14 protein-coding genes and 4 tRNA genes are annotated in these 10,736 nt (G+C 67.0%); 12 read left to right on the forward strand and 6 right to left on the reverse strand.

The window, feature by feature from the left end; translation table 11 throughout:
* Positions 1-36: 36 nt before the first annotated feature.
* From M9914_07280 to M9914_07305, 6 genes are all read right to left on the reverse strand, one after another.
* Positions 37-1,227 carry an acyl-CoA dehydrogenase family protein gene (locus M9914_07280; protein ID MCO5173984.1) on the reverse strand — a complete coding sequence of 397 codons (1,191 nt, stop codon included), beginning with the start codon at positions 1,225-1,227 and terminating at the stop codon, positions 37-39.
* A 33-nt stretch (positions 1,228-1,260) separates the two neighbouring features.
* Complete coding sequence (locus M9914_07285) at positions 1,261-1,503, reverse strand: hypothetical protein (GenBank protein ID MCO5173985.1); 243 nt, start codon at positions 1,501-1,503, stop codon at positions 1,261-1,263.
* A 66-nt stretch (positions 1,504-1,569) separates the two neighbouring features.
* Positions 1,570-2,571 (reverse strand): 4Fe-4S dicluster domain-containing protein, encoded by a 1,002-nt coding sequence (locus tag M9914_07290; protein ID MCO5173986.1) that lies wholly within the window; start codon positions 2,569-2,571, stop codon positions 1,570-1,572.
* 13 nt (positions 2,572-2,584) lie between these two features.
* Complete coding sequence (locus tag M9914_07295; protein ID MCO5173987.1) at positions 2,585-3,685, reverse strand: bifunctional 3-deoxy-7-phosphoheptulonate synthase/chorismate mutase; 1,101 nt, start codon at positions 3,683-3,685, stop codon at positions 2,585-2,587.
* On the reverse strand, positions 3,648-4,400 hold the full coding sequence (gene tatC, locus M9914_07300; GenBank protein ID MCO5173988.1) for a twin-arginine translocase subunit TatC: 753 nt from the start codon (positions 4,398-4,400) through the stop codon (positions 3,648-3,650). Before tatC ends, M9914_07295 begins: the two co-directional genes overlap by 38 nt.
* 51 nt (positions 4,401-4,451) lie before the next feature.
* Entirely contained in the window at positions 4,452-4,730 is a 279-nt protein-coding gene (locus tag M9914_07305; GenBank protein MCO5173989.1) for a twin-arginine translocase TatA/TatE family subunit, read from the reverse strand.
* Between the two features lie 203 nt (positions 4,731-4,933).
* Here M9914_07305 and M9914_07310 point away from each other — a divergent pair.
* The 12 genes from M9914_07310 to rplL all read left to right on the forward strand — a co-directional run bounded on the left by M9914_07310 (position 4,934) and on the right by rplL (position 10,329).
* Positions 4,934-5,009 (forward strand) — tRNA-Thr (locus M9914_07310).
* Positions 5,010-5,054: 45 nt separating this feature from the next.
* Positions 5,055-5,139 (forward strand) — tRNA-Tyr (locus M9914_07315).
* A gap of 51 nt (positions 5,140-5,190) precedes the next feature.
* Positions 5,191-5,266 (forward strand) — tRNA-Gly (locus tag M9914_07320).
* A gap of 69 nt (positions 5,267-5,335) precedes the next feature.
* Positions 5,336-5,410, forward strand: a tRNA-Thr gene (locus tag M9914_07325).
* Positions 5,411-5,601: 191 nt separating this feature from the next.
* On the forward strand, positions 5,602-6,819 hold the full coding sequence (gene tuf, locus M9914_07330; protein ID MCO5173990.1) for an elongation factor Tu: 1,218 nt from the start codon (positions 5,602-5,604) through the stop codon (positions 6,817-6,819).
* A gap of 108 nt (positions 6,820-6,927) precedes the next feature.
* Entirely contained in the window at positions 6,928-7,092 is a 165-nt protein-coding gene (gene rpmG, locus M9914_07335) for a 50S ribosomal protein L33 (GenBank protein ID MCO5173991.1), read from the forward strand.
* Positions 7,093-7,096: 4 nt separating this feature from the next.
* Positions 7,097-7,279, forward strand: coding sequence for a preprotein translocase subunit SecE (secE, locus tag M9914_07340; protein MCO5173992.1), 183 nt, complete (start codon positions 7,097-7,099; stop codon positions 7,277-7,279).
* Between the two features lie 82 nt (positions 7,280-7,361).
* The gene (gene nusG / locus M9914_07345) at positions 7,362-7,919 is read left to right on the forward strand and encodes a transcription termination/antitermination protein NusG (GenBank protein MCO5173993.1); all 558 of its coding nucleotides are present in this window, start codon (positions 7,362-7,364) and stop codon (positions 7,917-7,919) included.
* 152 nt (positions 7,920-8,071) lie between these two features.
* On the forward strand, positions 8,072-8,506 hold the full coding sequence (gene rplK / locus M9914_07350; GenBank protein ID MCO5173994.1) for a 50S ribosomal protein L11: 435 nt from the start codon (positions 8,072-8,074) through the stop codon (positions 8,504-8,506).
* Positions 8,506-9,207: a 50S ribosomal protein L1 gene (gene rplA, locus M9914_07355; protein ID MCO5173995.1), complete on the forward strand. Its 702-nt coding sequence runs from the start codon at positions 8,506-8,508 to the stop codon at positions 9,205-9,207. The genes rplK and rplA overlap by 1 nt, the downstream gene beginning before the upstream one ends.
* 200 nt (positions 9,208-9,407) lie before the next feature.
* Positions 9,408-9,941, forward strand: a complete 534-nt coding sequence (rplJ, locus tag M9914_07360; GenBank protein MCO5173996.1) for a 50S ribosomal protein L10 — start codon at positions 9,408-9,410, stop codon at positions 9,939-9,941.
* Position 9,942: 1 nt separating this feature from the next.
* Positions 9,943-10,329: a 50S ribosomal protein L7/L12 gene (gene rplL / locus M9914_07365; GenBank protein ID MCO5173997.1), complete on the forward strand. Its 387-nt coding sequence runs from the start codon at positions 9,943-9,945 to the stop codon at positions 10,327-10,329.
* Positions 10,330-10,736: the final 407 nt, after the last annotated feature.

Consider the following 10,736-nt stretch of genomic DNA (forward strand, 5'->3'; position numbering starts at 1 on the left):
GGAGTACTCCGGTCCGGCGCACCCTTCGACTCGCCGTCAGAACGCGTTGATGCCCGTGATCTCGCGTCCGAGCACGAGCGTGTGGACCGTGTCCGTGCCTTCGTAGGTCGCCACGGTCTCGAGGTTGAGCATGTGCCTGATGGCGGCGTACTCGGTCGTGATGCCGTTGCCGCCGAGGAGGTCGCGCGCGGCGCGCGCCACGGCCAGTGCGCTGCGGCAGTTGTCGCGCTTGGCGAGCGAGACGCGCGCCGGGTGGTCCTTGCCCTCCTCCTTGAGCCGCCCGAGGCGGTAAGCGAGGAGGCTGCCGCGCGTGATCTCCGAGAGCATGTCCGCCAAGCGCGACTGGACCAGCTGCTTGGCCGCCAACGGCTCGCCGAAGGCCGGCCGGTCGGAGACGTAGGCCGCCGCCTCGTCGAAGCACGCCTGCGCCGCGCCGAGCACGCCGAACGCGATGCCGAAGCGCGCCTGGTTGAGGCACGACAGGGGGCCCTTCAGCCCGGTGACCTGGAGTTGGTTGCCGGCCGGCACGCTCACCTCGTCGAGGTAGAGCTCGCTCGTGACTGACGCGCGCATGGAGGCCTTCGTCTTGATGTCGACGGCCTGGAAGCCGGGGCGGTCCGTCTCGACCACGAAGCCGAGGATCTTGCCGGACTCCTCGTCCTTGGCCCACACGATGGCCACGTGCGCGCGCGACCCGCTCGTGATCCAGCGCTTGACGCCCGTGATGACCCAGTCGTCGCCGACCTTGCGGCAGCGGGTGCGCATGGCGCCCGGGTCGGAACCGGCGTCCGGCTCCGTCAGGCCGAAGCAGCCTACGGCCTCGCCGCTGGCCAGTAGCGGGAGCCACTTCGCCTTCACGTGCTCTTGGGCGTAGGCGTTTATGGGGAACATGACGAGGCTCGACTGCACGCTCACGAACGAGCGCATGCCGGAGTCGACGTACTCGATCTCCTTGCAGACGAGGCCGTACGCGCTGTACGAGGCGCCCGCGCCGCCGAAGCGCTCCGGGAGCGTGACGCCGAGAGCACCAAGCTCACCGAACTTGCGGGCCAGGTCCTCAGGGAAGACGCCTTCCAGCCACCACTCGCCCACCTTGGGGAGGAGCTCGGCGCGCACGTACTCGCGCACGCTGCCCTGGATGAGGCGCTCCTCGTGGTCGTACAGCGCTTCGATGTCGTAGAAGTCGTGCAGAGCCAGAGCGCTGCCCGTGCCCACCGGGGTCGTCATCGACCGCCTCCTAGGAGTGAGGGACGTTGCTGGTCAACCGTCCCCGAACAGCTGTTTCATGGCGTCCTCTTTCGAGGTCCGTTTCGCCGGGTGGTAGCGTTCGCCGTCCTGGTAGATCTTACCCGCCGCTACCAGCGCGGCCAACGCCGCTTCGAGCGTGTCGACGGCGAGCTCCTCGAAGTGGCGCTCATCGATGTAGCGCTGCACGTCCCGCAAGCTCGACCCTTTCGAGGAACCTGCCGCGACCGCTTCCATTACCCAAGAGTCGACGGTCATGGCTCAAGTGTACGCTCCGGCGGCGCGGAGGTCTGCCCCCGGATGTCCCTGGTCGTGCAACCGCGTTCAGCGCGGCACCGCCCCGGTGCCCAGCCGTTCCGGGCCTGAGCGGAAAGCCTCGCTGGCGCCGCCGCTCAGCTCGCCCCAGGTGACCTCGTCGTCCATGCTCATGACCCGGACGGGGCAGGCGGCGACGCAGGCGTCGCACCCGACGCAGGCGTCGGGCCCCAGGCGCAAGACGGCCTGCGGGCCACTGAAGTCGCGCTCCAGGGCCCCTGTCGGGCAGGCGCGGGTGCACGCCGGACACATGATGCAGCCGTCGGCGACCCGCGGCAGGCGCCATGGGACGAGCGCGCCCGGCGCGGGACTCGCCGCGGCGATGAGCCTTAGGCGGCGGGACGCCTCTGGTGGCGGTTCGTGGCCGCCGGGCCCGCCCTCCTGGCCGGGTAGCAGAGCCTCGAACGGCGCGAGCGCCTCGACGGCGCCCCGCGCGACCTCGCGGGCGCCGCCCCGGAAGAGGTCGCGGCGGCTGAGGCGCCTGGTTGGGGCCGGGGCGTCGAGGCGCGCCTGGAGACTCACGTTCACGAGGAGCCGCCTGCCGTGGAGCGCCTGGAGCTCGCCGGCCCGCGCGGCGGTGGCCGCGACGACCTCGGGCACGGCCGCGCCCCCGACCTTGCAACCGGCGCACTCGCCGCGCGCCAGCGTCACGCTCTCGCCGTCACCGACCAGCCTCACCAGGTCGGCCGCGGACAGCTGCGCCAGGCACCGCACGGAGGCGGCGTCGCCAGCCACGCGGCTGCACCGCAGCGCCGGTCCCGGCTCGACCTTGGGCGGCGCCGTCAACGCCTCGCTCGGGCAGGCGCGCACGCAGAGGCCGCAGCCCGTGCAGTTCACCGCGTCGAGCTCGACCTGCTCGTCGATCCGCACGGCCTCGTGAGGGCAGACGTCCAAGCAGGCGCGACAGGCCTCGGCGCCGCTCCTCACCACGAGGCAGCGACCTTGCGCGTAAGCCGGCGTTACTTCGACGGCCCGGAGGACGAACGAGAGGAGGTCGTCCAGCCCCGGCACCGTTCGCTACCCCCTAGAACCCGTAGAGCTCCACGCGCTTCTCGCTGAGCTTGGCGTGGTAGCCGGTGGCGTCCAGGTAACGGTCGAACGCCGGGAAGTCGATCTGCTGCTTCGTGTCGGACAGTGCTATGGCCGGGTTCGGATGGACCTCGACCATGATCCCGTCCGCCCCGACGGCCAGGCCGGCCTTGGTGAGTGCGACGAGCAGGTCGCGCCGACCGCCGGAGTGCGTGACGTCCACGAGCACGGGCAGGTGGCTCTCGAGCTTGGCGAGGGCGACGGCGGAGACGTCGAGCGTGTTGCGCGTGTACTGCTCGAACGTCCTGATGCCCCGCTCGCAGAGGATGACGTTCGGGTTGCCCTCGTTGAGGAGGTACTCGGCCGCCATCAGCCACTCCTCGATGGTGGCCGACAGGCCGCGCTTGAGGAGCACGGGCTTGCTGCTGCGCCCGACGGCGCGCAGGAGGTGGAAGTTCTGCATGTTGCGGGCGCCGACCTGGAGGAGGTCGACGTACTCCTCGAAGAGCGGCAGGTCGGAGGGCGTCATGATCTCGCTGACGAACGCCAGGTCGTGCCGGTCGCACGCTTCGCGGCCGATCCTCAGGCCCTCCTCGCCGAGGCCCTGGAAGGAGTACGGGTCGGTGCGGGGCTTGTAGGCGCCACCGCGGAAGAGCTTGACGCCGCGCGAGGCCACTTGGGAGGCGACGGCCTCCACCTGCTCCTCGGACTCGATGGCGCAGGGGCCGGCGACGAGCACGGGGGAGTGCTTCGAGCCGATCGGCACGCCGCGGACGGTCACGACCGTGTCCGTGCCCTGCGTGGCGCGCGAGGTGAGGTACGCGCGCTTCTCCTGCTTCTGGCTCTGCTGCATGCTGGCCTGGAAGATCTGCTTGAAGAGGCTCTTGACCGTTGCGGCGTCGAACGGCCCGCGGTTGGCGGCCACCAAGGCGTCCAGCATGGCCTGCTCACGCACGGGGTCGTACTGGGAGCTGCCCATGGAGGATTGCAGGGCGCCGATCTCGGCGGCGACGCTCGCGCGTTCGGAGACGAGCTCGAGGATCTTCAGGTTCAGGGTGTCAATACGAGCGCGTAGGCTCTGGATCTTCTCTTGCATGGCGCATCCTACGCTGGGAACCGTGCCGGCGTTCCGAGATGCGGACGACGACGACCGTCACCTCGTAGAGGACGAGGAACGGCACGGCCACGAGCGCGAGGTTGAAGGGGTCGCCGGTCGGCGTGATGATCGCGGCGGCCGCCACTCCGCCCACGATCGCCCAGCGGCGGTACCTGACGAGCGGCGCGTGACGGAGGATGCCGATACGGGCGAGCAGGAAGCCGAGCACGGGCAGCTCGAACATGATGCCGAACATGGCCATGAGCATCAGCAGGGTGGAGATGTACTTGCCGATGGAGAGCAGCCCCTGCGCCTCGTCGCCCAGGAAGGAGAGGAGGATGGGGATGCTGAAGGGGAGCACGACGTAGTACGAGAAGGCCACTCCCGCGGCGAACGCGAGCGCGGCGAACAGGATGAACGGCACGGCGTAGCGCCGCTCCTCGGCGTAGAGCCCGGGCGCGACGAACCCCCAGACCTGCCCGATGATCACGGGCGACGCGATGACGAGGCCGAAGAACGACGCGACCTGCATGGACACGGTGAACGGCTCGAGCACCGCGAAGTAGTTGAGCGTCATGGAGGCCGGGAGCGGCGCCTTGAGCCACTCCAGCACCTCGAAGCGGAACGCGAACGCCACGCCGGAGGCGACGAGCCAGGCCAGCAACGCTATGAAGAGCCGGTTACGCAGCTCCTCGAAGTGCTCGATGAGGGTCACGCTGAAGCCTCGGGCTGTCCTGACGCGCGTTCTTCGACGGGTCGACCGGCTCTACTTGGCGTCCTCGCTGCCGGCGGCCTTGGACACGTTGGCCGACGGCGCCCCGGCGCTGGCGGCCGCGACGGGTGTCGCCGCTCCGCCGGGCGTCCTGCCGTCGTCGCTTTCGTCGTCGAGGTCCTTCTTCATGTCGCGCAAGCCCTTGCGGAACTCCCGCACGGACTGGCCGAGCCCCTTCGCCATCTCGGGCAAGCGCTTCGGACCGAAGATGAGCAGCACGAGGGCGAGGATGATGAGGAGTTCTGGTATCCCTATGGGTCCAATGCGTCCCATGTGTTGGCGCCTCCAAACGCCAGTATGTTAGCAGGCGCGGGCCGGCTGAGGGTGAGCGGGTGGACACGGGTGGTCCAGCGGCCTCGACCGCCCGGGCGCGGTGCCGCCGCGGGGAGCGGCAGGTCGCACGAGACCCGTCCAGGACGGTAGTTGACACGACTAGCGGCCTAGTGCTACCTTACTTCGGGTCTGTGGCGCGGTCAGCCACCCTAGCTCAATCGGTAGAGCACCCGACTTGTAATCGGAAGGTTGTCGGTTCGATTCCGATGGGTGGCTCCACTGTCCTGAGCGAAGGGAAGCGCCTCGAGACCTCGGCTATGACGCGGGTAGGTGCCCGAGTGGTTAAAGGGGACGGACTGTAAATCCGTTGGCTTAGCCTACGCTGGTTCGAATCCAGCCCTGCCCACCAGCCGTGCGGTCACGACCGGGGCGAGCCTTCGGGAGTGGCCCGGTCGCGAACGCGGGAGTAGCTCAGTTGGTAGAGCGTCAGCTTCCCAAGCTGAATGTCGCGGGTTCGAATCCCGTCTCCCGCTCCAGCGCACCGCCTCGTGCCGCCCGGCGCGAGGAGCGAGGCGAGGTAGTGAACGGCCGCGGGGCCGTGGTGGGCTCGTGTAGCTCAGTGGTAGAGCACTCCCTTGGTAAGGGAGAGGTCGACAGTTCAATCCTGTCCACGAGCTCCAAAACCTAAGGCGGTACGGTGGAGCGGGTCGCGCGGCGAGCGGTGGTTGCCAGCGACCTCGTTCTGCCTGCCGCTGCAAGAAAGAGGCGCGGCAGCCGGTGAAGCGGTGAGGCGCCGTCCGCGCCCCCGGACGGGGGGCCGGCCCCCTGCCAGGCGGCGAGCCGCCGGCCGGGACCTCGAAAGGAACGGATCATGGCTAAGGGTGTGTTTGAGCGTACGAAGCCGCATGTGAATGTGGGGACGATTGGGCATGTGGATCATGGGAAGACGACGTTGACGGCTGCGATTACGTTTACGGCGGCTTCGGTTGATTCGTCGGTTGAGGTGCAGTCGTATGATCAGATTGATAAGGCGCCTGAGGAGCGGGCGCGTGGGATTACGATTAATACGTCGCATGTTGAGTATCAGACTGCGGCTCGGCATTATTCGCATGTTGATTGTCCGGGGCATGCGGATTATGTGAAGAATATGATTACTGGTGCGGCGCAGATGGATGGTGCGATTTTGGTGGTGTCGGCTGCTGATGGTCCGATGCCGCAGACGCGTGAGCATATTGTGTTGGCGCGTCAGGTGGGGGTGCCGTATATTGTGGTGTTTTTGAATAAGGTGGATATGGTGGAGGATGAGGAGTTGTTGGAGTTGGTGGAGATGGAGGTGCGTGAGTTGTTGTCTTCGTATGAGTTTCCTGGGGATGATTTGCCGGTGGTGCGTGGGTCGGCTTTGCGGGCGTTGGAGGTTTTGCAGGGGGAGCCGAAGGTGGCGCGTGGTGTGAATGAGTGGGTTGATCGGGTGTGGGGGTTGTTGGATGCGGTGGATGCTTATATTCCGACGCCGGTGCGGGATGTTGATCGGGCGTTTTTGATGCCGGTGGAGGATGTGTTTACGATTACGGGTCGTGGGACGGTGGCTACGGGTCGTATTGAGCGTGGTGTGGTGCGGACGGGGGATGAGGTTGAGGTTGTGGGGTTGTCTGATACTCGTAGGAGTGTTGTGACGGGTGTTGAGATGCATCGTAAGACGTTGGATTCGGGGATGGCTGGGGATAATGTTGGGGTGTTGTTGCGTGGGGTGGGGCGTGATGATATTGAGCGGGGTCAGGTGTTGGCTCGGCCGGGTTCGATTACGCCGCATGTGGGGTTTGGTGCGTCTGTGTATATTTTGAGGAAGGAGGAGGGTGGTCGTCACTCTGCTTTTTTCTCGGGGTATCGTCCGCAGTTTTATTTTCGGACGACGGATGTGACGGGTGTGGTGTCGTTGCCGTCTGGGGTGGAGATGGTGATGCCTGGGGATAATGTGGAGTTGTCGGTTGAGTTGATTAAGCCGATTGCGATGGAGGAGGGGTTGCGGTTTGCGATTCGTGAGGGTGGGCGTACGGTTGGTGCTGGGGTTGTGACCAGCATCACGAAGTAAGCTGCCGTAGCCACGTCCGCACCCGCTTCGGGGTCGGCGATCCAGGCCGACCCCTGGACGTAGCCCGCAAGAACCGGTTACACTGTCAGGTCTGATTGGGAGGCCAGGATGGCCAGTGATGTTCGGATCAAACTGCTTCTAGAGTGCACGGAGTGCAAGCGGCGCAACTACGCCACGCACAAGAACCGGCGCAACACCCAAGGCAAGATGGAGCTGAAGAAGTACTGCCCATGGGACCGCAAGCACACGGTGCACAAAGAGGTGAAGGTCTAACCTCGTGTTCAAGGGCCTCATCCAGTACCTGAGGAACTCGCGGGCCGAGCTCGGCCGCGTGACCTGGCCGACGCGCAAGGAAGTCATCCAGGCCACCGAGGCTACGCTGCTGTTCGTCCTCGTCACCGCGCTGTTCCTGTTCGTCGCCGACCTCACGCTTGGCAACCTGCTCGGCCTGATCACCTGACCCCAGGTCGTCTCACGCCGTGGGTGCCAGAGCCAGCCGACCCAGGTCGGGGTGACGCTCGGCCCCAGACAAAGGAACCCCTATGAGCATCGAGTGGTATGCCGTGCACACCTACGTGGGGCACGAAGAGAAAGCCAAGGAGAACATCCTGAGCAGGGCGAGGTCGCTCGGCATGGCCGAGTCGATCTATCAGGTCGTCGTGCCCGTCGAAACGACCATGGAGCATATCGGCGGCGGCAAGAAGAAGGAGACGACCCGCAAGCTGTTCCCCGGCTACATCTTCGTTCAGATGGACCTGGGCGACAACCCGGACGAGCCCAACGAGGCTTGGGAAGTCGTGCGCTACACGCCGGGGGTCACGGGCTTCGTAGGCACGGCCACCCACGCGGTGCCCCTCTCACCCGACGAGGAAGCCCGCATGCTCACCGCCATGGGCGTCACTGGCCAGCGGGAGGCCCCGAAGGTCAGGATCACCTTCAACGTCGGCGACATGGTCCAGGTCACCGCCGGGCCGTTCGCCGACTTCACGGGCGTGGTCTCCGAGGTCAACCCCGAACGCGGCAAGGTCAAGGTCCTCGTCTCCATCTTCGGGCGTGAGACGCCCGTGGAACTGGACTTCTCTCAGGTCATCCGCGCCTGACGGCCTCGGCGCCGCCTGGCGCCTGGCCGTCACGCGCTGTAGACAGCGGGCGTTCGTCACGAGCCCCGCAAGCAGTCGAGCGACATGCGCCGCGGAACGCGGCGCGCCACCCCGCGCCTCGCCATGTGCGTGGGGGAGCCTAAGGAGGAAGCATGGCAAAGAAGATCGCCGGAATCGTCAAGCTCCAGCTCCCGGCCGGGTCCGCCACGCCGGCACCACCCGTCGGTCCGGCGCTGGGCCAGTACGGTGCCAACATCATGCAGTTCGTGAAGGAGTACAACGCCGCCACGGCGGCGCAGGCCGGCGCCATCGTGCCGGTCGAGATCACGATCTTCTCGGACCGCTCGTTCACGTTCGTCACGAAGACCTCGCCGGCCAGCTACCTCATCAAGAAGGCCGCGGGCATCCCCAAGGGCTCCGCCGCCTCCAACAAGGACAAGGTGGGCAAGCTCACCTGGGCCCAGTGCCTCGAGATCGGCAAGACCAAGATGACCGACCTCAACGCCTCGGACGAGGTGGCCGCCGCCAAGATCATCGCGGGCACGGCGCGCTCCATGGGCGTCACCGTCGAAGGGCAGCCGAGCTGATGGCGCTGCACGGTAAGCGTTACCGCGAGTTGGCGAAGAAGGTCGACAAGGACCGCGCGTACTCCGTCGAGGAGGCCGCCGCGCTCGTCAAGGAGCTCGCGAGCGCCAAGTTCGACGAGACCGTCGAGGCGCACTTCCGCCTCGGCATCGACCCGCGCAAGTCCGACCAGAACGTGCGCGGCACCGTCGCCCTGCCCCACGGCACCGGCAAGACGGTCCGCGTCCTCGCCATCACGCAGGGCGACGGCGTGGCCGCCGCCGAGGCCGCCGGCGCGGACTTCGTCGGTGGCACCGATATCATCGAGCGCATCCTCGGCGGTTGGATGGACTTCGACGCCGTGGTCGCTACCCCCGACATGATGGCCGCCGTCGGCTCCAAGCTCGGTAGGGTCCTCGGCCCGCGCGGTCTGCTCCCGAACCCGAAGGCCGGCACGGTCGGTCTCGACATCGGCGGCATCGTGCGCGCCCTCAAGGCCGGCCAGATCGAGTTCCGCGCCGACAAGACGGGCGTCGTCCACGCCCCGATCGGCAAGGCGAGCTTCTCTTCCGCCCAGATCGCCGAGAACTTCGCCGCCCTGCGCAGCGCGGTCGAGGCCGCGAAGCCCGAAGCCGCGCGCGGTCAGTACGTCAAGACCATCCACGTCGCCTCGACCATGGGACCGAGCATGCGCATCGCGCTCGGTGCCGCGACCGAGGCCTGAGCCAAGCATCCCGGTGCGCAGCGCAAGCCGAGCACCTTCGGCGTTGGAGACAGCAGGGGCCGCCAGGCTTAAAGATCCTGCCGAGGCGTCGGGAACCTGAGCGCGCTAAAGCGCTCGAGCGACCGGCACGCGCTTCGCGGCCTGTTCGAGGGTAGCCCAAGGGCGCCCGAGAACGTAGTTCGAGAATAGGAAGGTTTCCCATGGCCAACCCCAGGAACGTGACTGCGGTCGCCGAGCTGCGCGAGCAACTCGGCGACGCCAAGACGTTCTTCCTGGTGGACTACCAGGGACTCTCCGCTGGCGACCTCGGTCGGTTGCGCGCTGCTGTGCGCGCCGCCGGCGGGAGGATGCTCGTCGCGAAGAACACCCTCATCAACGTCGTGCTCAAGGAGCAGGGCATCGAGGGGTTCGAGGCGACGTTGCAAGGACCGACGGCCCTCGTGCTCGTCGGCGACGAGCTCGTGGCGCCCGTCAAGGCGATCACCGAGTTCGCCAAGGCTCACCCCAAGGAGCTGCCCAAGTCCAAGGGCGGCCGCCTCGAGGGGAGTGCCCTCGGCGAGGACGCGCTCGTCCGCATCGCCAAGCTGCCTTCGAAGCAGCAGATCCAGAGCCAGTTGGTCGGCGTGCTCATCGCGCCGCTCCAACAGCTCGTCGGAGTGCTCGAAGGTCCGCAGCGGAACCTGGTCACCGTGATGAACAACTACGTTGACAAGCAGAAAGATGGAGGCAACTAAGATGGCTTTCGACAAGCAAGCAGTGATCGATCAGCTCAGCGGCCTTACGGTCCTCGAGCTCGTGGAACTCGTGGACGGCCTCAAGGAGAAGTGGGGCGTCGAAGCCGCCGCCGCCATGCCCATGGGCATGATGATGGCCGGCCCGGCTGGCGGCGACCTGGCGCCCGTCGAGGAGCAGACCGAGTTCACGGTCAGCATCAAGGCGACGAGCGGCGACAAGAAGCTCAGCGTCATCAAGGAAGTGCGTGCCATCACGAGCCTCGGCCTCAAGGAGGCCAAGGACCTCGTGGAGGCGGGCGGCGTCGTCAAGGAGTCCGCTACCAAGGACGAAGCCGCGGACATCAAGGCCAAGCTCGAAGCCGCGGGCGCCCAAGTCGAGGTCAAGTAAGGGCCTGGTCTCCCGGGCTCCGGCTCCGGGAGACCAGGTCGCTGCAGTTGCCAGGATGCCAGCAAGAAGCGGTCCGTGATCCGGCCGCGCCCGAGGGTGACGCGCGTTCCCAAGCGCGCGTCACCGAGCGGGCCAAGCGAGGAAGCCGTCGCGCGGGTCACAAGCGCACGCGAGAACGCCTGCTACAGTGCGAGGTCGCCGGGAGGCAATGAGCTTGACCAGCGGGGAAATATCTTGATCGACCAACGCAGGAAGGAGCGGCCCGCCCGAACCGGCGGCGCCGCGGTATCTTGTCATGCTCTCGCCGCCGCTCGCACCAGACGGGTGCGGGGTCTGGGGGGCCTGAAGCGCATATTACCCACATTCGGACCAGAACGGGCAACGCCCGGGTCGTCGGTCGAGCGCGA

This window comes from Trueperaceae bacterium (assembly GCA_023954415.1).
In the GTDB taxonomy this organism is placed as follows: Bacteria; Deinococcota; Deinococci; order Deinococcales; family Trueperaceae; genus JAAYYF01.